Source organism: Arthrobacter sp. KNU40, from assembly GCF_051515115.1.
Taxonomy (GTDB): domain Bacteria; phylum Actinomycetota; class Actinomycetes; order Actinomycetales; family Micrococcaceae; genus Arthrobacter.
Genome location: NZ_CP195850.1, coordinates 4,818,457 through 4,839,822, shown reverse-complemented (window position 1 = coordinate 4,839,822; position 21,366 = coordinate 4,818,457). Strand labels below are relative to the sequence as shown.

The 21,366-nt window shown below is 61.6% G+C and carries 18 protein-coding genes, 2 rRNA genes and 1 pseudogene; 16 read left to right on the top strand and 5 right to left on the bottom strand.

Going from position 1 to position 21,366, the window contains the following annotated elements; translation table 11 throughout:
- Positions 1-356 precede the first annotated feature (356 nt).
- The 9 genes and pseudogenes from ACSKT0_RS22530 to ACSKT0_RS22490 all read left to right on the top strand — a co-directional run bounded on the left by ACSKT0_RS22530 (position 357) and on the right by ACSKT0_RS22490 (position 8,897).
- Complete coding sequence (locus tag ACSKT0_RS22530) at positions 357-1,427, top strand: ABC transporter substrate-binding protein (RefSeq protein WP_437771701.1); 1,071 nt, start codon at positions 357-359, stop codon at positions 1,425-1,427.
- A 14-nt stretch (positions 1,428-1,441) separates the two neighbouring features.
- On the top strand, positions 1,442-2,539 hold the full coding sequence (locus tag ACSKT0_RS22525) for a FecCD family ABC transporter permease (RefSeq protein ID WP_437771700.1): 1,098 nt from the start codon (positions 1,442-1,444) through the stop codon (positions 2,537-2,539).
- Positions 2,536-3,573 (top strand): FecCD family ABC transporter permease, encoded by a 1,038-nt coding sequence (locus tag ACSKT0_RS22520; RefSeq protein ID WP_437771699.1) that lies wholly within the window; start codon positions 2,536-2,538, stop codon positions 3,571-3,573. Before ACSKT0_RS22525 ends, ACSKT0_RS22520 begins: the two co-directional genes overlap by 4 nt.
- Before the next feature lies 1 nt (position 3,574).
- Positions 3,575-4,334 (top strand): annotated as a pseudogene (locus ACSKT0_RS22515) (ABC transporter ATP-binding protein).
- Complete coding sequence (locus tag ACSKT0_RS22510; protein ID WP_437771698.1) at positions 4,331-5,440, top strand: siderophore-interacting protein; 1,110 nt, start codon at positions 4,331-4,333, stop codon at positions 5,438-5,440. Before ACSKT0_RS22515 ends, ACSKT0_RS22510 begins: the two are co-directional and overlap by 4 nt.
- 109 nt (positions 5,441-5,549) lie before the next feature.
- A complete protein-coding gene (locus tag ACSKT0_RS22505; protein ID WP_437771023.1) occupies positions 5,550-5,954 on the top strand; it encodes a hypothetical protein in 405 nt (134 codons plus the stop codon).
- Positions 5,955-5,986: 32 nt separating this feature from the next.
- On the top strand, positions 5,987-6,985 hold the full coding sequence (locus tag ACSKT0_RS22500) for a transposase (protein ID WP_437771022.1): 999 nt from the start codon (positions 5,987-5,989) through the stop codon (positions 6,983-6,985).
- A 200-nt stretch (positions 6,986-7,185) separates the two neighbouring features.
- Entirely contained in the window at positions 7,186-8,082 is an 897-nt protein-coding gene (locus ACSKT0_RS22495) for an SGNH/GDSL hydrolase family protein (protein WP_437771697.1), read from the top strand.
- Between the two features lie 2 nt (positions 8,083-8,084).
- Positions 8,085-8,897, top strand: a complete 813-nt coding sequence (locus ACSKT0_RS22490; protein ID WP_437771696.1) for an SGNH/GDSL hydrolase family protein — start codon at positions 8,085-8,087, stop codon at positions 8,895-8,897.
- Positions 8,898-8,931: 34 nt separating this feature from the next.
- Here the strand turns inward: ACSKT0_RS22490 and ACSKT0_RS22485 are convergent, their stop codons facing one another.
- Entirely contained in the window at positions 8,932-9,216 is a 285-nt protein-coding gene (locus ACSKT0_RS22485) for a YciI family protein (RefSeq protein WP_234754497.1), read from the bottom strand.
- A 53-nt stretch (positions 9,217-9,269) separates the two neighbouring features.
- On the bottom strand, positions 9,270-9,902 hold the full coding sequence (locus ACSKT0_RS22480) for an NADPH-dependent F420 reductase (protein ID WP_437771695.1): 633 nt from the start codon (positions 9,900-9,902) through the stop codon (positions 9,270-9,272).
- 121 nt (positions 9,903-10,023) lie between these two features.
- Here ACSKT0_RS22480 and ACSKT0_RS22475 point away from each other — a divergent pair, with 121 nt between their 5' ends.
- Both ACSKT0_RS22475 and ACSKT0_RS22470 read left to right on the top strand, forming a co-directional pair.
- Positions 10,024-10,503 (top strand): MarR family winged helix-turn-helix transcriptional regulator, encoded by a 480-nt coding sequence (locus ACSKT0_RS22475; protein WP_437771694.1) that lies wholly within the window; start codon positions 10,024-10,026, stop codon positions 10,501-10,503.
- 94 nt (positions 10,504-10,597) lie between these two features.
- Positions 10,598-11,359 (top strand): SGNH/GDSL hydrolase family protein, encoded by a 762-nt coding sequence (locus tag ACSKT0_RS22470; RefSeq protein ID WP_437771693.1) that lies wholly within the window; start codon positions 10,598-10,600, stop codon positions 11,357-11,359.
- On the opposite strand, the gene ACSKT0_RS22465 is transcribed toward ACSKT0_RS22470, so the two are convergent.
- From ACSKT0_RS22465 to ACSKT0_RS22455, 3 genes are read right to left on the bottom strand one after another with little or no spacing between them, the layout of a single operon-like run.
- Complete coding sequence (locus tag ACSKT0_RS22465) at positions 11,356-12,207, bottom strand: FAD:protein FMN transferase (protein WP_437771692.1); 852 nt, start codon at positions 12,205-12,207, stop codon at positions 11,356-11,358. The two genes, ACSKT0_RS22470 and ACSKT0_RS22465, sit on opposite strands and share 4 nt — an antisense overlap.
- A complete protein-coding gene (locus ACSKT0_RS22460) occupies positions 12,191-12,745 on the bottom strand; it encodes an FMN-binding protein (protein WP_437771691.1) in 555 nt (184 codons plus the stop codon). Before ACSKT0_RS22460 ends, ACSKT0_RS22465 begins: the two co-directional genes overlap by 17 nt.
- Entirely contained in the window at positions 12,742-14,211 is a 1,470-nt protein-coding gene (locus ACSKT0_RS22455; RefSeq protein ID WP_437771690.1) for a ferredoxin reductase family protein, read from the bottom strand. The genes ACSKT0_RS22460 and ACSKT0_RS22455 overlap by 4 nt, the downstream gene beginning before the upstream one ends.
- Positions 14,212-14,639: 428 nt before the next feature.
- Here ACSKT0_RS22455 and rpmB point away from each other — a divergent pair, with 428 nt between their 5' ends.
- From rpmB to ACSKT0_RS22430, 5 genes are all read left to right on the top strand, one after another.
- Positions 14,640-14,876: a 50S ribosomal protein L28 gene (gene rpmB, locus ACSKT0_RS22450; protein WP_078107326.1), complete on the top strand. Its 237-nt coding sequence runs from the start codon at positions 14,640-14,642 to the stop codon at positions 14,874-14,876.
- Positions 14,876-15,043 carry a 50S ribosomal protein L33 gene (rpmG, locus tag ACSKT0_RS22445; RefSeq protein ID WP_003798558.1) on the top strand — a complete coding sequence of 56 codons (168 nt, stop codon included), beginning with the start codon at positions 14,876-14,878 and terminating at the stop codon, positions 15,041-15,043. The genes rpmB and rpmG overlap by 1 nt, the downstream gene beginning before the upstream one ends.
- 2 nt (positions 15,044-15,045) lie before the next feature.
- Entirely contained in the window at positions 15,046-15,351 is a 306-nt protein-coding gene (gene rpsN / locus ACSKT0_RS22440) for a 30S ribosomal protein S14 (RefSeq protein ID WP_028267656.1), read from the top strand.
- A gap of 653 nt (positions 15,352-16,004) precedes the next feature.
- Positions 16,005-17,527 (top strand): 16S ribosomal RNA (locus ACSKT0_RS22435).
- A 562-nt stretch (positions 17,528-18,089) separates the two neighbouring features.
- Positions 18,090-21,227: ribosomal RNA gene (locus ACSKT0_RS22430) — 23S ribosomal RNA — on the top strand.
- The 16S and 23S rRNA genes sit together here, the layout of an rRNA operon.
- Positions 21,228-21,366: the final 139 nt, after the last annotated feature.

The window sequence follows — 21,366 nt, the reverse complement described above, 5'->3', positions numbered from 1 at the left end:
GGCAGCGCCAACGTGTGCAGTGCGCATGCTCATCCTCTCGATCTTCGCCGCTTTCGCGGCCCTGACGCGGTTCGTTGAATAAACCGGCTCTGTCATCTTTGCAAACGCCGCCCTCGGTGTCCAAAGATCCCGTGCGTTGAAGCGCCCGTTGGCCCCGATGCTCGCTTACCTGAGGTGAGCGAGCGTCCGCCGTTTGGCCCGGATATGTGAGCGAGCGTTGGCCGTTTTGTCGCGATATGTGAGCGAGCGTTGGGGGCCGGCTGGGCATGAATTAATTACGCGACGCAAACGTTTCGTAATTAGATGAAGGGTAGGCTAGCCTTACTTAGGTTTGCATCACTTACCTAAGGAGTCTCGTGGCTTCCCGCCCCTCACGCCGTGCCCTGTTGAAGACCGCAGGCGCAGCGACCGCAGCCTTTGCCGCCGTCGCACTATCCCTCACCGCTTGCTCGACCGGCTCAACCACCGCCAGTTCCGCGACGTCCCCGGCCTCAAGCGGCCAGTTCCCGGTTACTCTCAAGAACGTTTTCGGCGAGACCACCATCAAGTCGCAACCGCAGCGCGTGGTGACCGTCTCGTGGGTTAACGACGATGTCGCCTTGGCTCTCGGCGTCGTACCGGTCGGTGTGCCGAAGGTCGCCTGGGGCAACAACGACAAGGGGTCTACTCCCTGGAAGGACGCCGCGCTAGAGAAGTTGGGCGCCGGCTTCGGCACCGCGAAGGCCCCAGCCCAGTTCTCTGAGGCGGACGGCATTAACTTCACGGAGATCGCCAAGTTGGCCCCGGACGTCATCCTTGCCGCCTACTCGGGCTTGACCGAAGCCGACTACAAGAAGCTCTCGGAAATTGCCCCGGTGGTGGCGCAGCCCGAACTCGCGTACGGCACGCCATGGCAGGAAGCCACCTCGATCATCGGCAAGGCCTTGGGTAAGAACTCAGATGCGGCAAAGCTCGTCTCGGACACCGAGGCAATCATCAAAAACAAGGTTGGCGCCTTTCCGCAGCTCGCCGGCAAGTCTTTCATCTACGGCAACCTCGAGCCTGCGAAGGGCGATGGCGTCAACGTCTACACAGCCAACGACAATCGTCCGCGTTTCCTGTCCGAAATCGGCATGAAGCTTGCTCCCGTGGTGGAGAACGCGAGCAAGGGTTCCAAGGAATTCTTCGTTCCATGGTCCGCTGAAAAGGCCAATGAGCTTTCCTCCGACGTTTTCGTGACGTGGGTGCCGGATTCCAAGACCAGGGACCAGATCAAGCAGGACCCCCTGCTGGGCCAGATCCCCGCCATCAAGAAGGGCGCCCTGGTCGCCGACTCCGACAACACCCTCACCCTCGCGATCTCCGCATCCTCGCCCCTGAGCCTGCCGTGGGCACTGGACATGTTCCTGCCCCAGCTGGCCAAGGGCGCCGACGCGGCAGCCAAGTAAGCGATACGCCCCCCATGACACAGAGCACGACGACGGCCGGCCCACCTTCTCGAGGGGGAACCACGCGCGAACTGGCAGCTGATGACCCTCAAAGCACGTCCAAAGGGCAACAGCTGCCAGTTCGCGCGAAGGTCGCGTGGCTGTTGGCCGCCGTCGTCGTGCTTGTGCTTGTCGTTGCGGCCTCGCTCGCGATCGGCGCACGCGGCATGTCCATCGAAACCGTGTGGCAAGCACTCACTCAGTTCAACCCCGACGACGGCAACCATGCGGTCGTCCACACCCGGATTCCACGCACTGTGCTCGGCTTAGTGGCAGGCGCTGCCCTCGGCCTTGCCGGCGCCGCGATGCAGGGCGTCTCCCGCAACCCCTTGGCTGACCCGGGCATCATGGGCGTCAACGCGGGGGCGGCTCTGGCCGTGGTCACCGGGATCCATCTTTTCGGTATCTCCGGGGCGAGTGGCTACATCTGGTTCGCTTTTGTCGGTGCCGCCGCGGCCGCCGTCGTCGTCTATTTGATCGCGTCGATGGGGCGTGACGGCGCGACGCCGGTGAAGCTCGCTTTGGCGGGTGCGGCGCTGAGCGCTGGACTCTACTCGTTGATGAACGTGATCCTGGTTTCGAGCCAGGACACTCTGGACCGCTTCCGTTTCTGGCAAGTGGGTGGGATTGCCGGCAGCGACTGGTCCGTGGTGTTGACCGGGTTGCCGTTCCTGTTGATCGGGGCGTTGATCGTTCTGGGCAGCGGCCGGATACTCAACAGCCTTGCCCTCGGTGACGACGTTGCCCGCGGGCTCGGCCAGAATGTGGCGCTAGGGAGGGGTGTCACCGCGCTTGGAATCGTGTTGCTTTGTGGCTCGGCCACGGCGCTGGCCGGTCCCATCGGATTCGTCGGACTCGTGGTTCCACACGCGCTGCGCTTCTTTACCGGCCCGGACTACCGCTGGATCCTGCCGTTTTCGATGGTTCTCGCACCGGCCCTCCTTCTTGTTTCGGACGTGATCGGCCGGGTGGTGCTGCTGCCGGGCGAAGTCCCAGCGGGCATCATGACGGCCATCGTCGGTGCTCCCGTCTTCGTGTGGCTCGTCCGCCGGGGCAAGGGGGCCTCGCTATGAAGCCCCGCAGCATGACCGCACTCCTGGGCGCCGGCGTCGTCGTCCTCTTTGCGGTGACCGTGCTCCTGGGCAGCTACACGGTCACCGTCCCCGATTTCTTCAGGATCCTCACGGCTCACCTGACAGGCGGCGAGAAGATCCCGGGCGCAAGCTTCATCGTCATGGAGAACAAACTGCCCCGGGCCGTGGTGGGAATCCTGATCGGTGTGGCCTTCGGCCTCTCCGGCGGGCTCTTCCAGACCATGCTCCGCAACCCGCTCGCAAGCCCGGACGTCATCGGCATCAGTTACGGCGCGAGCGCAGCGGCAGTCCTGGCTATTGTCGTGTTCGGCGCGTCCGGTGCCGCTGTGTCCGCGGCTGCGCTCGCGGGTGCAATCGGCGTCGCGCTCCTCATTTACGCCATTTCGCGAGGCGGCGGGGGCTCCGGCGGCAGTTCAGGCGGTAGGCGCGGGAATGCGGCAGGCAACCGGCTCATACTCGCCGGCGTTGGTATCGCCGCAGCCTTGGGGGCGGTGGTGAATTTCCTCATGACCCGGGCGGACATCCGGACAGCCTCCGAGGCCCTCATTTGGCTCAACGGTTCCTTGAATACTGCCAATTGGGAACGTGTGGGCGTCCTCCTCGCCTCGCTCGCGGTGCTTGTTCCCGCGCTGGCCCTCCTCTCGGGACCGCTGCGCATGCTCGAGCTCGGGGATGACGCCGCGGCTGGACTGGGAATCCGCGTGAACGCCGTGCGCTTCGGCCTCGTGATTACCGCCGTCGCGCTCGCAGCGGTGGCGACGGCGGCTGCCGGACCGGTTGCCTTCGTCGCCTTCCTAGCCGGGCCGATCGCCCGGCGGACCGTCGGGCGGCCCAGCCTCCCGGCGTCGGCGTTCACTGGCGCCTTGATCGTCCTCGCGGCCGACTACTTCGCGTACAACGTGGCACCCCTGATTCTGAGCGGCACCGTTCTGCCGGTCGGTGTCATTACCGGCGCCCTCGGCGCTCCATTCTTGTTGTGGCTCCTCGTCACGTCCAATCGAAAGGAAGCCTGACATGGCACAACTGAGCGCACGCGGCTTGACGCTCCAATACGATCAGCGACGCGTGGTCGAAGGACTCTCGACGCAGATTCCCGAAGGCAAAGTGACCATGATCGTGGGTGCCAACGCTTGCGGAAAATCCACGCTCCTCCGAGGGCTGTCCCGGCTCCTGAAGCCGAGCGCCGGCGTCGTCACTTTGGATGGCAAGGACATCCACTCCCGCCCGGCCCGCGAACTTGCCCGCACGCTTGGCCTTCTTCCGCAGCTGGAGGACTGGTGACCGGTCGGTGCATGATCTCGCCGTTCAGCGCGCGCTCGAAACCACCGCAACGTTGGAATTGGCTGAACGAAGCGTCGATGAACTGTCCGGCGGGCAACGCCAGCGAGTGTGGATCGCCATGGCCCTTGCGCAGGAGACGGACGTCCTGCTCCTCGACGAACCCACCACCTACCTTGACCTGGCACACCAAGTGGAGGTGCTGGATCTGGTGACCGATCTCAACCGCAGCCGCGGAGCCACTGTGGCGATCGTGTTGCACGACCTCAATCTGGCAGCGCGATACGCGGACCACGTCATCGCGATGAAAGGCGGGGCAATCGTCGCCGAGGGTCCTGCGCCGGTAGTGGTCACCGAGGACTTGGTCCGCGACGTTTTTGGCCTGGAGTCCCGGGTGGTTCCGGATCCGATTTCGGGCACCCCGCTCATTCTCCCGATCGGCCGGCACCACACCGCCGCTCCCTCAACACCCATCGAATTGGAGTTCGCCTCATGAATGCAGACGCCGCCGTGCGAAACGCCATCACGGAGCCGATGACGCTCGCCTTCGACGTCACCGTCACCGCCGTCGAGGATCTTGGGCCCAATTTCCGCCGCATCACGTTTGGGGGATATTGCCTGCGCGGATTCGGTGTTTCAGGGAACACCCTGGACCTGCGTATCAAACTCATGATTCCCTCGCTCGATGCCGAAGGTCGCCCGCTGCCCTTGCCCGCCTTCAATACGGGCGACGCCGGTTGGTACCAGGAGTGGTTGGCGATGGATCCCGCGGTGCGCGGTTCGATGCGGACCTACACCGTGCGGAACGAGAGGCTCGACGCCGTCTATCCGGAGATCGACGTCGACTTCGTGATGCATTTCGGCGACGGCCGCGGCACCCGCGACGGCGGTGGCGCGGCGGGGTCCGACGTCGACGGCGGTGCGGCTCACCCGAGAGGCGGGCCCGCGGCCAACTGGGCACTCGGCGCGAAACCCGGGGATTCCATCACCATCATCGGCCCCAACAACCGGGCAGCCCACTGCATCACGGCCGAAACATACTCCGGCATTGAATGGCGTCCCGGCCTGGCACAGCGGGTCCTCCTTGCCGGCGACGAAACGGCTGTCCCTGCCATCAGTGCAATCCTGGAATCCTTGCCTGCGGGAATCACCGGCCATGCCTTCCTCGAAGTACCAGAGGCTGGCGATTTCAAGGACCTCGCTTCAGACGCCGACATTGAAATCACCTGGCTAGCGCGCGGAGCGGTCCTCGGCCGGTCCCGCCCCCACGGCGAATTGCTGAAGGAAGCCGTCCGCGGAGCCGTACCCGTGCCGGGCTGGGTCGGCATCATCCCGCTCGACGGCGCCGCCGGCCCCGAGCCCGAAGACGTCAATGTGGACCAAGATATTTTGTGGGAAACTCCGCTGCGCATGGACACTGCCGCGATCGAAGCGAGCCGCAACCCGGGCCTTCCCGCCGGGGCTTTGCCGTTCTACGCCTGGATCGCTGGCGAGGCCGGGGTCATCAAGGAGCTGCGACGGTACTTGGTCCGGGATGTGGGGATCGACCGGAAGCAGGTGGCGTTCATGGGCTACTGGCGCAAAGGGAAAGCCGAGCTCTAGCCCGCCCCCGTCTGACGCACGCTCACATATACCGTCCTTTTCGCCGACGCTCCCTCATCGTCAAGCTGGTTGTGAGTCATTCATTACCTTTTGATTGAAGGAGCCGGCGATGGCCGTTGATAACAAGGGTTTTACGCGTGAAGAGATCCGTGAGTTCATGCATGAGTACTATTTGCAGCCGCACGGGTCGAGGAAGGAATGGATGGCCTCGACGTCCGTTTCGGAATGGACGTTCCGCCGGTGGCGCAAGATGATGGTCCAGGGCGATATCGACCGTGGCCTGATTCCGCGGGAGCATGGAGGCATGGTCCCGACGAATCGTGAACTCTCCGCGTTCGAAAAAGCACGCGCGAAGGAAATGGCTGCCCACCGTGCCGAAGTCGAAAAACTCCAGAAGCGGGTGCAGGAGCTGGAGGACACGAATTCCGCGCTGGGAAAAGCTATCGGGCTCTTGCACGAGTTGAGCGTGCCAGAGCCCGATACAACCCCGACGAGCGCTCACAACGATTCATAGCGGCCGAGAACACTCTGGTCCTGGAACTGCATGTGATCATCGGCTCCCAGCGGACAGCGCTCAAGCTGGCGGGCCTCTCGCGCGGGACCTGGCATTACCGGTCCAATCCCCGTCCGGCGGTGCAGCACCCGATCCACCAGAGCGACCGGGCCTACGAATCCCGGATCAGCTCCGCGCATCAGGACCGGATCCTGGGGCTCATCCTGGCCAGCTGGGAGAAGGGCAACTCCGTTGACCATGCCTTCGCCACAGCCTGGGACAACGGCGAGCTGCTCGCCTCCAACCGCTCGTGGTGGCGGATCGCGGCAGACTACGAGGACCAGCAGGCCCGCCCAACCATCCCGCGCAAGCGTTGGGGCACGCGTGGTTCCTCTGAAAAGCCGGTGGTCAAGGCCACCGGACCCTGCCAGGTCTGGTCCTGGGACATCACCGACATCTATGCCAAGTGGCAGGGCAAGGTTTTCAAGGTGTACTCCATCATGGACATCTTCTCCCGGGAAATCGTCGGCTGGCGGGTGGAGGAACGCGAGTCCGACCACCTCGCCGCGCAGATGTTCAAGACAGCCATCGCCCGGCACGGCGCCCCGCGCATCGTGCATGCCGATTCAGGCCCGGCCATGAGATCAACCCTGCTCCGTGACACCCTCACCGCCCACGGCGTGGAACTCAGCCATAACCGCCCGTACGTCTCCAACGACAATCCCTTCTCGGAGTCAGGCTTTCGCACGATGAAATACCGGCCCGGCTACCCCCGGATCTTTAACGATCTCGAGGCCGCCAGGGAGTACCTCACCTGCTACGTGCACTGGTACAGCACCGATCACAAACACTCCGGCATCGCACTGTTCTCACCATCACAGGTCCACGACGGGTCGTGGAAAGAACTCTGGACCAAGCGAGACAAAGTCCACCAGGACTACTACGAACGACACCCGGGAAGATTCCGCCGCCGACCCACCACACCGGCCCCCGCCACATACGCCGGGATCAACCTCCCCCAGACCAAAACACCCCAAAAACTAGCCCAGTGACTCCACACAGCTTGACAACTTTCGGCTCGCTCACTTTTGCGGCCAAACGGCGGAACGTCCGCTCACCTCGAGTGAGCCGGCGTTTGGCCGAAAGGCCTCATAGGTGAGCGGGCGTTTGGCCGAAAGGCCTCACAAGTGAGCCGGCGTCGAATTAACCTGGGCTTTGCCGGCGGGCAACCGGGCGGGGCTACGCTGGCGTGGTGGCTGGGAACGTGCTTCATGCTGACCAGAACGGACGACGGCGGTTTGTTGCCTTGGGCGATTCCTTCACCGAGGGTGTGGGGGACCGGAACGAGGCCCTACCGAACGGCGTCCGGGGCTGGGCCGACCGCGTTGCCGAGAAACTCGCCAAGGCTGAACCTGGCTGGGAGTATGCGAATCTTGCCGTGCGGAGCAAGCGGCTTCGCCATATCGTCGACGAGCAATTGGACCGGGCGCTGGGCATGGAACCCACGCTCATCACGCTTTACGCAGGTGGCAACGACATCCTGGATTTCGGCACGGACATGGACATCCTCATGGCCGAGTACGAAAGGCTCGTGGCCCGCCTCGCAGCCACGGGAGCCACCTTGGTCTTGTTCACCGGGTACGACGTCAAGGTCTCGGCCGTGCTGGAACCCTTCAAGAAGCGGAACGCCCTGTACAACGAACGCGTCCGCGAACTGGCCGCCAAGTACGGCGCCGTGCTGGTGGATTATTGGTGCCTTGACGCCTACCACGACCGCCGGATGTGGGCCTCGGACCGTCTCCACATGTCCAAAGCCGGACACAAATACATGGCATCGCAGGTCCTGGATCACCTCGGCGTACCGCACAAGTTCTCGCCCAAAGACTGGGAACCGCCGCAGCGGCTCAAGTTGCGCGACTGGGAACGTCGGCAGCGCCGCTGGGTGAACGACTGGGTTCTGCCATTGTTCGGCCGGAAGCTTCGCGGCGTCACGCTCGGGGACAACCTTGGCCCACGCTGGCCGGAGCTCGTGAAGGTGCCGCGGAAAGCCGGGCTACGTAAACTCGCGGAACGCCAAGCCGCCGGGGCGGGCGCCGCCGATGCTGGAAGCAAGCCACCAGGAAAAGCTCAAGACAACGGGGGGACATGACCGTGACTACGCACACGCCGCTGAGATTCGTCGCCGTCGGAGATTCTTTCACCGAAGGCGTCGGCGACACGGACCTTCGCCTTCCCAACGACTGCCGTGGCTGGGCCGACCGCGTGGCCGAGGAACTGGCCAGGCACCGGATGCAGACGCAGTACGCCAATCTGGCCCTCCGCGGCCGTCGGCTCAGGCAGATCGTGGTTGAACAACTTGAGCCCGCGCTCGCTATGGCTCCCACTCTGGTCAGTTTCCACGCCGGCGGCAACGATCTCCTCGGCGCACGACTGGACATGCGCCTACTGGTCCGTGGATTCGAGGACGCCGTTGTCCGGATCGCCGAAAGTGGTGCCCAAGTCCTGCTGTTCACCGAGTACAACGTGCCGCTCTCGCCGGTGTTGGAGCCGCTTAAGCTGCGCACGGCGGTTTTCAACAAGCACATCCGGCGCATTTCGGCAGCCTACGGAACGCTTCTGGTGGACCATTGGTGCTTCGAAAAGTACCAGGACCGCCGGATGTGGGCTCCCGATCGGCTGCACATGTCCGGCATCGGACATGAGTACATGGCGAAGAAAGTCTTGGAGGTGTTGGGCGCCGCGCACTCGCTCGGCTCACCCGTGCTTGGGGCGCTCCAACCGCGGAGCCGCGCCGAGATAATGGCCGACGACGCCGCGTGGCTCAGGCGCGACGTGGCACCCTGGCTTTCGCGTCGTTTCAGGGGAGTTTCGAGCGGTGATCACCTGAGCGCCCGCTGGCCGGCTCTTATGCCGGTGGTCTTGCCGGAGCGATTGGGGACGTCCCCTGAGCCAGCCCGGATTTGAAGCGGCAGCGTCACGCCCCGGACGCCCAACCTAACTAGTCCAGCAGGTTTTCGAAACCCGTGGACGCCGTGGTGACCGTGAATTCGATGATCTCGAAGTCGGCTACCCCATTGACGTAGAACGGATCCGTAGCCAGGGAAGCGTCCAGTGTCGCGCGATCGACGTTGGACAACAGCACGCCCCCGATGGCTGGAACGCGACGTCCGGACGCGACGAAAGTGCCGGCGTCGAACGCTTCTTTGACCCAATCCATGTGTGCGGGGCGGTGGAAATCGACAATCTCGTCGGGAACTTTGTAGGTCAGCGAAACCACGAACATGCCGCCCAGCCTACAACGCGGAGGGCGGCCAGGCGGGCCGCCCTCCAAAATGACTACGGCAGGAGCTTGACTGCGGAGTTCCAGTTGTAGTCGGGGTGGGCGTCGCTGACCTGCAGCGTCATGACGAGCAACTGGAAGGCTTCGAGCTCACGCGAGCGGCGCAGGGGCCCGACGTTCACCGGGCGCAGCCCGGCACCTTTGACGAAGTCGACGACGGCGGCCGTCGCCTCGGCATCGTCGCCCGCCACGAGTACATCGAGGGTCTGGCCGTCCACTTCGCCGTCCGCGAGCGTGGCAGCGAAGACAGTGTTGAACGCCTTGACGACCGACGCGCCCGGGACCACGGCCTGGAGTTCTTCGGCTGCCGAGGTTCCGGCGGGGACGGTGAGGGAATCGAAGGTCTCGAAGTTCACGGGGTTGGAGATGTCCACGATCGTCTTGCCGCTGAGCGCTGAGCCGTAGGAAGAAAGGACTGCCTTGGAGGCGTCGAACGGAGTGGCCAGGACCACGATGCTGCCTTCCACCGGGGATCCCGTGATGCCGGAGGTTCCGTTGACCGTCGCCGCAAGCGCAGCAGCGGAGCCCGCGTCGCGGCTGAGGACCTGGACGCTCTTGCCTGCCGCGGCCGCGCGTGCCGCAATGCCGGACGCCATGTTGCCGGTGCCGATGATGGTGATGTCAGCCATTGTTATTTCCTTTGCTTGAGTGCTCATGATCGGGTTATATTCATTTACTTGAAGCTTCAACTAAAACAATAATGGCCTTAAGTTGAAGTGTCAAGCATTAATTTCCTTCTAAGATGAATCCATGACCGAACCGCGCTGGCTCAACGCCGACGAACGCCGTGCCTGGCTGGCCCTCCTGAGCATCAACACCCTGCTGCCGGCAGCCCTGGACACCCAACTGCAGGCGGCCGGCAAATTGTCGCTGTTCGACTACAACGTGCTCGCCATGCTGTCCGAAGCGGAGGGGCGATTCCTGCCGATGAGTGAGCTTGCCGCCCGTACCAGCGCTTCCTTGTCCAGGCTGTCGCACGTTGTCACCAAACTCCAAGGACGCGGTTGGGTGGAGCGCGAGGCCCACCCGGGCGATGCCCGCGTCACGGTCGCGCACCTGACCGACGCCGGCATGGACACCATCGTGTCCCTCGCCCCGGGGCATGTGGATGCCGTCCGCGCTTTGATGCTGGACGCCATGACCGACGACGACGTTGCGGACCTCGCGCGGATCGGCGAGAAAATCGTAGCGCGGCTGGACGACGATCACTGGATCCTGCGCGAACACTGAGCCGCGGCCGCTGAGCCGGCAAATACGGCCGCCGTACGCTGCGCATCCCGCGCCGCGCGTGACGGCCGCCTCGCACTGATGAAAGACTGGCGCCATGGATTTTTCCGCCCGGTATGTGGCATTGGGTGACTCGTTCACCGAAGGACTTGGCGACGCCGACCTCTCGCGCCCCAACGGAGTGAGGGGATGGGCGGACTTGGTTGCCCATCAATTGGCCCAAAGCAACGACAATTTCGGCTACGCCAACCTGGCCATCCGGGGGAAGAAACTCCGGCAAGTCATGGCAGAGCAGGTAGATGCCGCCGTCGCGCTTCAACCGACGCTGGTGACCTTGTATGCGGGAGCGAACGACATCTTCCGCCCCAAGGTCGATATCGACAGGCTTATGGAGGACTACGAAGCCGGCATCGAGAAACTAAGTGCCACCGGCGCTACGTTGCTTCTCTTTACGGGTTTCGACGCACGCAGTTCCAAGGTTTTCGGCACCATGCGCGGACGCACCGCGATCTATAACGAGTTGCTGCGGGAAATCGCCGAAAACCACGGTGCGCTGGTGGTGGACTACTGGCGCTTCAGCGAATACCACGACTGGCACATGTGGGCGCAGGACCGGATGCACATGTCCACTGCCGGTCACATCAACATGGCCAACAGGGTCCTGGCGGTCCTGGAGCACGAAGGTTCCCTTGAGGTCCCGCCTCCCGTCCCGCAACCGCAGCTTGCGCGGGTGGAGGCGTTGCGGGCCAACGCGCGTTGGGCCCGTGAACACGCCGCCCCGTGGGTCGTCCGCCGCGTTACGGGCAAGTCATCCGGAGACGGCCTCAGCCCGAAGTATCCCCAGCTCACTCGGCCCTAACTGTTCTGAGGAGCGAGTTTCCGGAAGCCCGGCGTGGCGAGCAGTCCGCCGTCGTTCTTCACAGCGAGCACGTCCACGTCCCAGTGGGAGGTCGCCAGCGTGAGGGTCCGGGCGCCGCCGGCCATGATGGCGGTGGCCAGTACATCGGCCGTGATGATGTCGGTGGCTGCCACCGAAACCTGGCGGAACCGCTCGTCCCGTGCCGCCGGGACGCCGGCGGACCAAATGTGGTGGCCGCGTTCGCTGGTTCCTGAGGTCGCGAGCGCGCGCTTGCCCGCGTTACTGAGCGGAAACGCGGTCAGGAGCGTCGTCCGATCCTCCGGGTCAACGATCCCCGCGAGCCACGACTGCGCGCTGCCCGGCGTCGGCGATCCGTTCACCAGCACGTCCCCGCCCGCATTGAGGCACCAATCCTTCAGGCCCAGTGCGAGCAACGACGTTCCGGCTTCCCGGATGGCATGTGCCTTGACGATCCCCGACAAGTCCACGACGCCGTCGGGCCGTTCAGCCGTGAACGCACCTTCCGTGAGGGTGCGCCATTCTGATGCCTCGACATAGAGCCGGCGCATGTCCGTCGAGGCATCCATCAGGGCCAGCTCGCCAAGCGCCATCGCGCTCGCCTCCGAGTCGGGACGGTAAAGACTAAACGTCCGGTCCAGCCTGTTGAACAACTGCTCGACGACGGCGGTGGCCGCCTCGAGTTCTTCCACCGCAGCTTGGGGGGCCGTCCCTGGAGCGGCTGGGATCGCGAGGCTCACCACGGTGCCCATGCTGGTGAAGGTGCGGGAACGAAGGCGGGGTTCCGCACTGCCTTGTCCGTGCCCGTCGGGCTTAGAAATGGGCTGCATCGAGGGCTGCCTGGAGCGATGTCAGATAGGCCTCGCTGGTAAAGGTGGCCCCGCCGATGGTCTGTACGTTCGCCGACTGGGCGCTCAGCACCTCGGATCGCAGAAGGGGTGCTGCCCTGGCGCTGATCTGGACGGATCGTTGCTCTTGGTCGGTCAGATGCAGGGCTGTGACATCCGTGATGACGCCGGCCTTGATGGTTACCTGGACCTGGACTGTTCCGAAGTGCGTCTCCACTGCCGTTCCTGCGTAGGTGCCGCCCGCCTTGGCAGTGGCTCCCAAGGTGGAGCTGGAACTCGAGCCCGTGCCGGAACTGGAGCCTGTGCTGGAAATGGAGCCGGCTCCGGTTCCCGAGGACGATCCGGAAGTGCTGCTCCCGGTGGTTCCATTCGCCGTCGAGCCCGTACCTGAGGCGGTTCCGGCTGCGGAGGTCGTGACCGCCGATGCGTTCGATTCCGCCACGTGCGCGCCCGCCTGCCAACCAACCAGGAGGATGGCCGCCGACGCCAGCGCTGCTGAAATTCCTGCCCTGAGTCTCACCAGTCAAACCTTTCGTAGTGGAGTTGCTCCTCCCGCACGCCGGACCTTTTCGCCTCAGCCAGCACCTGGCGGGCCCAAGCAGAAGGGCCGCAGATGTAGACATCCGCATCAGTGATGTCCGGAACGAAGTCCCGCAACTGCGAGGTGCCGGCAGAGGCAGGCAGCCAGGCGCCTTGAGAATTCGCCGACCGCGGGCCGGTCAGGTGGAAGAGCGTGGCACCGCGCTTCCGGCACAATTCCAGGATCTCGTCGCCAAGGAATAGCTCTTCCGTGCTGCTGCCGCGCAACAAGACGGTCGCCTGGCCGGGCACGAACGGCGTCGATTCCAGGAGCGCACGGAGGGGCGTGATTCCGATTCCTGTGCCGATCATGACGACGTGTTCCCGGCTGCGGGCCGCCGTGCTGAAGACACCGTAGGGTCCTTCGATGGCTACCTTGGTTCCTGGTTTGAGCGAAGCCAAGCGGGCCGAGCCTGCACCCAGATTCCGGACGGTGATCCTCAAGGTGGGCTGCCGCGATGATTTCCCCATCTGTGGTTCCGCGGACAGGCTGAACGGATGCGCCTGCCACCACATGCCGGGAGCGAGGAAGCGCCACACGAAGAAGCGGCCGCCGTTTCCCGACAATTCGTTCAATCGCAGGCCGCTCATTTCGATGCTGAAGACGCCGGGCGCAAGGGGCACCACGCGCCGCACGGTCAGCTGGTGCCGGTAGGTGGCTATCGCCGGTTGGGCAATCCGGAACCAAGCCAGCGCCGAGCCTGTTCCAATGTAGAGCGCCAGCCAGTACCAGCGCTGCCAGGTGCCTTCGGCGAACAAGCCGCCCACACTGAACTGGTGCGGAAGGGCTACTGCTACCGCCAAATACGTGAGCAGGTGGACGAAGTACCAGAATTCATAGGGGAAGCGGCGCCGAACAGCCACTAGCGAGGTGACCACCACGGCAATGAACAATGCCATGGATACGAACGCCAGCCACATATCGGGTACCAGCGTCCAGAGCGCGACGGCCTCGCTCACGGGATTCAGGCCTTCGGCCATGCCGTAGCCGGTCGCCAGGAGAAGTCCGTGCGCCAGCAACAGGTAGAGCGCCGGTTTGCCTAGCTTCCGGTGGAACTCCAACGCCCTGTCATGCCCCACCGCGCCGTCCACGAACGGCAGGCGTGCCGCGAGGAGAAGCATCAGGAAGACCAGATCCATGCCGGCAAGCCCGGCCAGGATCCCGACGGCGGTGACCGCCTGGGTGACGTTCCCGACCGACGACATCCCGCCGTCGGCGAGCCACAAAGCAAGCGCCGCTGCAAGGGAAGCCCACAGCGCAACGGTGAGCATGTCCGTCCGGAACATGCGTCGGCGGTGCTGCGCAGCGAACCTTCCCTTGGTGGATTTGCGCCCAGCGGGCGCTTGAGGCTGACCCGGGGACACACCCACACGTTGGCCTGGGGAGGCGAGGAGTTGTGACTTCATGTCTCAAGATTGAACTCTCAACCTTTCGTTCTCCTGTGAAGGGCCTAGCCCCCGCTTATGAGTTGATCACTTGGTTCTTATACACCCGATTGGTCTTAATTTCCCCCAGCCCCTAGACTTATTAGGCGCTAGGTGGCGCGGAGCGTGTGCAATTGCTCCGGTTTGCGGTGACTGTTGGCAATAACAGGAGATCCGTGGGCCGGTAGTTAGGGGCTCAAGTTGCGTGCATTCCAGTATTCGCCCAGTATTCCGGCCTGTTATCCGGACCCACTACCTTCGCCGCAGCGGTGATCATTGGCTGGTTTCAGTCGAGCGATCCAGCCTGCGGGAACTACCGAAAACGGTGTGGACTGGTTGCGGACGTCGCCTAATGCACGGAAAGCAGGAACTCTGCTGGCCGTTTCATTTTATTTTTTAGGAGAGTCGTCATGGCAGCAAACTGCCAGGTGACCGGAGCCGAGCCGGGCTTTGGACACAGCATTTCGCACTCGCACCGCCGCAACAAGCGTCGGTTCGACCCCAACATCCAGAAGAAGCGCTACTGGGTTCCGTCCCTGCGCCGTAATGTCACGCTGACCCTGTCGGCCAAGGGCATCAAGACCATCGACGTTCGCGGCATCGACGCAGTCGTCGCCGAAGTTCTGGCTCGTGGGGTGAAGCTCTAGTGGCAAAAGACAAGGACGTACGTCCGATCATCAAGCTGAAGTCGACTGCGGGAACGGGTTACACCTACGTAACCCGCAAGAACCGTCGTAACGACCCGGACCGTCTGGTCCTGAAGAAGTACGACCCCAAGATCCGCCAGCACGTCGAATTCCGAGAGGAGCGCTAAACATGGCTAAGAAGTCCAAGATTGCTCGCAACGAGCAGCGCAAGGTCATCGTTGAGCGTTACGCTGCCAAGCGTCTCGAACTGAAGAAGACCCTGGTTGACGCCAACGCGACTGACGAAGCACGCGAAGAGGCTCGCCTCGGCCTGCAGAAGCTGCCCCGCAACGCCTCCCCGATCCGTCTGCGTAACCGCGACATCATCGACGGCCGCCCGCGCGGTACCTTCCAGAAGTTCGGTATCTCCCGTGTTCGCTTCCGCGACATGGCTCACCGTGGTGAGCTCCCGGGTATCACCAAGTCTTCCTGGTAATCCAGAAGCACTAGGAGGGCCGGCAACCGTTTGGTTGCCGGTCCTTCTTGCGTTTAAGGCGCCAAATTCTCGGCTTTGGTGCGGAGAATCTCCGGCTTTGCGATTAAGTGGCGCAGGACATAGTGCTGAATTACGACGCCGGCGGCTTCTTTTTGGGCGCAACCGGCCGTTCTGTCCCGGATTACCGCGGTTCTTGCTCGCCTGAGGCGTGATTTGCGTGGGGGCTTGGGGGTGTGTAAAGTAGTTCGAGTCGCCGCCGCTGATGCGGAAAGATAGCGACCGACCCCCTCTGATAAACGGCCTGGAAATGGCGCGCTGATTTGCGTGCTGTGGATGGGTGGGGACCCCTGTTGAGCAGTGAATCGCGGAAACGCCGATTTGCTTGATCCTGGCAGTTCGGGTAAGTTTGGGAAGTTGCTCCGGAGCGATCCTGGACCCTGTGGGGTGTGGGTGGTGCCGGGTGTGTCTGTTGTTTGAGAACTCAATAGTGTGCCAAGTTTGTTGATACCGATTTTTTATTAAATTGGTTGTTTTGGCTGGTTCCGTGTCGCTTTGGTGGCGTGGGGCTGGTTTTTTACAGCTGGTTTCAAATTTTGTGCAGCTCTTCTGCCGTTATTTCCGGTGGTTGTGGTTGTGTCTGTTTTTGTTTTACTTCAACGGAGAGTTTGATCCTGGCTCAGGATGAACGCTGGCGGCGTGCTTAACACATGCAAGTCGAACGATGATCTCCAGCTTGCTGGGGGGATTAGTGGCGAACGGGTGAGTAACACGTGAGTAACCTGCCCTTGACTCTGGGATAAGCCTGGGAAACTGGGTCTAATACCGGATACGACTGCTCCGCGCATGCGGTGGTGGTGGAAAGCTTTTGCGGTTTTGGATGGACTCGCGGCCTATCAGCTTGTTGGTGGGGTAATGGCCTACCAAGGCGACGACGGGTAGCCGGCCTGAGAGGGTGACCGGCCACACTGGGACTGAGACACGGCCCAGACTCCTACGGGAGGCAGCAGTGGGGAATATTGCACAATGGGCGAAAGCCTGATGCAGCGACGCCGCGTGAGGGATGACGGCCTTCGGGTTGTAAACCTCTTTCAGTAGGGAAGAAGCGAAAGTGACGGTACCTGCAGAAGAAGCGCCGGCTAACTACGTGCCAGCAGCCGCGGTAATACGTAGGGCGCAAGCGTTATCCGGAATTATTGGGCGTAAAGAGCTCGTAGGCGGTTTGTCGCGTCTGCTGTGAAAGACCGGGGCTCAACTCCGGTTCTGCAGTGGGTACGGGCAGACTAGAGTGATGTAGGGGAGACTGGAATTCCTGGTGTAGCGGTGAAATGCGCAGATATCAGGAGGAACACCGATGGCGAAGGCAGGTCTCTGGGCATTAACTGACGCTGAGGAGCGAAAGCATGGGGAGCGAACAGGATTAGATACCCTGGTAGTCCATGCCGTAAACGTTGGGCACTAGGTGTGGGGGACATTCCACGTTTTCCGCGCCGTAGCTAACGCATTAAGTGCCCCGCCTGGGGAGTACGGCCGCAAGGCTAAAACTCAAAGGAATTGACGGGGGCCCGCACAAGCGGCGGAGCATGCGGATTAATTCGATGCAACGCGAAGAACCTTACCAAGGCTTGACATGAACCGGTAACGCCTGGAAACAGGTGCCCCGCTTGCGGTCGGTTTACAGGTGGTGCATGGTTGTCGTCAGCTCGTGTCGTGAGATGTTGGGTTAAGTCCCGCAACGAGCGCAACCCTCGTTCTATGTTGCCAGCGCGTGATGGCGGGGACTCATAGGAGACTGCCGGGGTCAACTCGGAGGAAGGTGGGGACGACGTCAAATCATCATGCCCCTTATGTCTTGGGCTTCACGCATGCTACAATGGCCGGTACAAAGGGTTGCGATACTGTGAGGTGGAGCTAATCCCAAAAAGCCGGTCTCAGTTCGGATTGGGGTCTGCAACTCGACCCCATGAAGTCGGAGTCGCTAGTAATCGCAGATCAGCAACGCTGCGGTGAATACGTTCCCGGGCCTTGTACACACCGCCCGTCAAGTCACGAAAGTTGGTAACACCCGAAGCCGGTGGCCTAACCCTTGTGGGGGGAGCCGTCGAAGGTGGGACCGGCGATTGGGACTAAGTCGTAACAAGGTAGCCGTACCGGAAGGTGCGGCTGGATCACCTCCTTTCTAAGGAGCACCATTATCGCTCCCTGTCCGGCCGCATGGTTGGTTGGGGGGTGTGTGGAAGCAAAGCCCATTGCGCAGGCGTCTGTTCTGCGGTGGGTGCTCATGGGTGGAATATCAGCAGATAGCGGCCGGTTGGTTCTTGTCCGCCCCTAGTACGGATGCTCTTTGAGTGTCTTGGAACGGTGCGGGTGGGGGGTGGCCGGTTTTCGTGTTTGGCACACTGTTGGGTCCTGAGGCAACAGGGCCGTGGCGTGGGGTGCGTGGCCTGTGAGGGTTGCGTGGTTTCCGTGGTGCGGGTTTGTGTGTTTCTGGTTTCCTGGCTGCATGGTCTTCGTGCGTTCGTGGTTGTTCTTCGTCTTTGGTGGCGGGGGTGGCCGGGTGCGGGGGGGTGTGGTACGGGGTTGTTGTTTGAGAACTACATAGTGGACGCGAGCATCTGATACGGGCCGGCCTTCGGGTTTGGTTCGTGTCATACAGCAATTTCTTTTTATGAACCTGGATCCGGCCATGCTTTGGTGTGGCGGTTTCTGTGGTTCTCTCGAGAAGTTTTTTGATCTTGTGTGGTCAAGTTTTTAAGGGCACACGGTGGATGCCTTGGCATTAGGAGCCGAAGAAGGACGTAGGAATCTGCGATAAGCCTGGGGGAGTTGATAACCGAACGGTGATCCCAGGATGTCCGAATGGGGAAACCCCGCCAGACGCGCTTGCGTGATCTGGTGACCCGCATCTGAACACATAGGGTGCGTGGGGGGAACGCGGGGAAGTGAAACATCTCAGTACCCGCAGGAAGAGAAAACAAGAGTGATTCCGTTAGTAGTGGCGAGCGAACGCGGATGAGGCTAAACCGTTCCATGTGTGATAGCCGGCGGGCGTTGCATGGGCGGGGTTGTGGGACTTTCCGTACTGGTTCTGCCGGACCGGTGGGGTGAGAGCATGGACATAGGTGAACGGTCTTGAAAGGCCGGCCGGAGAGGGTGTTAGCCCCGTAACCGTAATGTTGTGTGCCGCCTGGAGAGGATCCCAAGTAGCACGGGGCCCGAGAAATCCCGTGTGAATCTGTCAGGACCACCTGATAAGCCTAAATACTTCCTAATGACCGATAGCGGACCAGTACCGTGAGGGAAAGGTGAAAAGTACCCCGGGAGGGGAGTGAAACAGTACCTGAAACCGTGTGCTTACAATCCGTCGGAGCAACCTTGTAGTTGTGACGGCGTGCCTTTTGAAGAATGAGCCTGCGAGTTAGTGTTACGTCGCGAGGTTAACCCGTGTGGGGTAGCCGTAGCGAAAGCGAGTCTGAATAGGGCGAGTGTAGTGGCGTGATCTAGACCCGAAGCGGAGTGATCTACCCATGGCCAGGTTGAAGCGACGGTAAGACGTCGTGGAGGACCGAACCCACTTCAGTTGAAAATGGAGGGGATGAGCTGTGGGTAGGGGTGAAAGGCCAATCAAACTCCGTGATAGCTGGTTCTCCCCGAAATGCATTTAGGTGCAGCGTTGCGTGTTTCTTGCCGGAGGTAGAGCTACTGGATGGCCGATGGGCCCTACAAGGTTACTGACGTCAGCCAAACTCCGAATGCCGGTAAGTGAGAGCGCAGCAGTGAGACTGTGGGGGATAAGCTTCATAGTCGAGAGGGAAACAGCCCAGACCACCAACTAAGGCCCCTAAGCGTGTGCTAAGTGGGAAAGGATGTGGAGTTGCGAAGACAACCAGGAGGTTGGCTTAGAAGCAGCCATCCTTGAAAGAGTGCGTAATAGCTCACTGGTCAAGTGATTCCGCGCCGACAATGTAGCGGGGCTCAAGTACACCGCCGAAGTTGTGGATTTCAGATAGTAGACAAGCCTTCGTGGTTCAGTCGTCTGGAGTGGTAGGGGAGCGTCGTGTGGGCGGTGAAGTCGCGGTGTAAACCAGCGGTGGAGCCTACACGAGTGAGAATGCAGGCATGAGTAGCGAAAGACGGGTGAGAAACCCGTCCGCCGAATGATCAAGGGTTCCAGGGTCAAGCTAATCTGCCCTGGGTAAGTCGGGACCTAAGGCGAGGCCGACAGGCGTAGTCGATGGACAACGGGTTGATATTCCCGTACCGGCGAAGGACCGCCCATGCCAAGCGGGGGATACTAACCGCCCGGAGCCTGCCCAATCACCCTTGTGGTGTGCGGGTTTTGGCCGAGCGCGGGACCTGATCCCGGGAGGTAAGCGTATTAACAGGTGTGACGCAGGAAGGTAGCCGGGCCGGGCGATGGTTGCCCCGGTCTAAGGATGTAGGGTCAGCGATAGGCAAATCCGTCGCTGTGTCTTTGATGACGTTCCTGAGATCTGATGGGACCCCCGTCATGGGGGGATCCGGTGATCCTATGCTGCCTAGAAAAGCATCGGCGCGAGGTTCCAGCCGCCCGTACCCCAAACCGACACAGGTGATCAGGTAGAGAATACCAAGGCGATCGAGAGAATTATGGTTAAGGAACTCGGCAAAATGCCCCCGTAACTTCGGGAGAAGGGGGGCCCCAACCTTGAACACCACTTGCTGGTGGGAGGGGATCGGGGCCGCAGAGACCAGGGGGAAGCGACTGTTTACTAAAAACACAGGTCCGTGCGAAGTCGCAAGACGATGTATACGGACTGACTCCTGCCCGGTGCTGGAAGGTTAAGAGGACCGGTTAGCCGCAAGGCGAAGCTGAGAATTTAAGCCCCAGTAAACGGCGGTGGTAACTATAACCATCCTAAGGTAGCGAAATTCCTTGTCGGGTAAGTTCCGACCTGCACGAATGGAGTAACGACTTCCCCGCTGTCTCAACCATAAACTCGGCGAAATTGCAGTACGAGTAAAGATGCTCGTTACGCGCAGCAGGACGGAAAGACCCCGAGACCTTTACTATAGTTTGGTATTGGTGTTCGGAGTGGCTTGTGTAGGATAGGTGGGAGACGTTGAAGCCCGGACGCCAGTTCGGGTGGAGTCATCGTTGAAATACCACTCTGGTCACTTTGGACATCTAACTTCGGCCCGTGATCCGGGTCAGGGACAGTGCCTGATGGGTAGTTTAACTGGGGCGGTTGCCTCCTAAAAAGTAACGGAGGCGCCCAAAGGTTCCCTCAGCCTGGTTGGCAATCAGGTGTCGAGTGTAAGTGCACAAGGGAGCTTGACTGTGAGAGAGACATCTCAAGCAGGGACGAAAGTCGGGACTAGTGATCCGGCGGTACATTGTGGAATGGCCGTCGCTCAACGGATAAAAGGTACCTCGGGGATAACAGGCTGATCTTGCCCAAGAGTCCATATCGACGGCATGGTTTGGCACCTCGATGTCGGCTCGTCGCATCCTGGGGCTGGAGTAGGTCCCAAGGGTTGGGCTGTTCGCCCATTAAAGCGGTACGCGAGCTGGGTTTAGAACGTCGTGAGACAGTTCGGTCCCTATCCGCTGCGCGCGCAGGAAATTTGAGAAGGGCTGTCCTTAGTACGAGAGGACCGGGACGGACGAACCTCTGGTGTGTCAGTTGTACTGCCAAGTGCACCGCTGATTAGCTACGTTCGGATGGGATAACCGCTGAAAGCATCTAAGCGGGAAGCTCGCTTCAAGATGAGATTTCCATGCACCTCGTGTGTGAGAGGCCCCCAGCCAGACCACTGGGTTGATAGGCCGGATGTGGAAGACAGGACTAAAGACTGTTGAAGCTGACCGGTACTAATAGGCCGACAACTTACACCACACAAACACGATCACTGCTTGCGTCCACTATGTGGTTCCCGAACAACAAACCCGTTGCTCCAGGAACCAAACAACTGAACAACAACACCACAATGTTGTAACCACGTATCTTCCCACCCCGCACCTGCGGGGACGGGTAA

Bases quoted from the DNA above. Each gene is read 5' to 3' on its own strand.
- ACSKT0_RS22525 (WP_437771700.1), top strand. From the start codon at position 1,442: ATGACACAGAGCACGACGACGGCCGGCCCACCTTCTCGAGGGGGAACC.
- ACSKT0_RS22520 (WP_437771699.1), top strand. From the start codon at position 2,536: ATGAAGCCCCGCAGCATGACCGCACTCCTGGGCGCCGGCGTCGTCGTC.
- ACSKT0_RS22510 (WP_437771698.1), top strand. From the start codon at position 4,331: ATGAATGCAGACGCCGCCGTGCGAAACGCCATCACGGAGCCGATGACG.
- ACSKT0_RS22505 (WP_437771023.1), top strand. From the start codon at position 5,550: ATGGCCGTTGATAACAAGGGTTTTACGCGTGAAGAGATCCGTGAGTTC.
- ACSKT0_RS22485 (WP_234754497.1), bottom strand. From the start codon at position 9,216: ATGTTCGTGGTTTCGCTGACCTACAAAGTTCCCGACGAGATTGTCGAT.
- ACSKT0_RS22480 (WP_437771695.1), bottom strand. From the start codon at position 9,902: ATGGCTGACATCACCATCATCGGCACCGGCAACATGGCGTCCGGCATT.
- ACSKT0_RS22475 (WP_437771694.1), top strand. From the start codon at position 10,024: ATGACCGAACCGCGCTGGCTCAACGCCGACGAACGCCGTGCCTGGCTG.
- ACSKT0_RS22470 (WP_437771693.1), top strand. From the start codon at position 10,598: ATGGATTTTTCCGCCCGGTATGTGGCATTGGGTGACTCGTTCACCGAA.
- ACSKT0_RS22465 (WP_437771692.1), bottom strand. From the start codon at position 12,207: ATGCAGCCCATTTCTAAGCCCGACGGGCACGGACAAGGCAGTGCGGAA.
- ACSKT0_RS22455 (WP_437771690.1), bottom strand. From the start codon at position 14,211: ATGAAGTCACAACTCCTCGCCTCCCCAGGCCAACGTGTGGGTGTGTCC.
- rpmB (WP_078107326.1), top strand. From the start codon at position 14,640: ATGGCAGCAAACTGCCAGGTGACCGGAGCCGAGCCGGGCTTTGGACAC.
- rpsN (WP_028267656.1), top strand. From the start codon at position 15,046: ATGGCTAAGAAGTCCAAGATTGCTCGCAACGAGCAGCGCAAGGTCATC.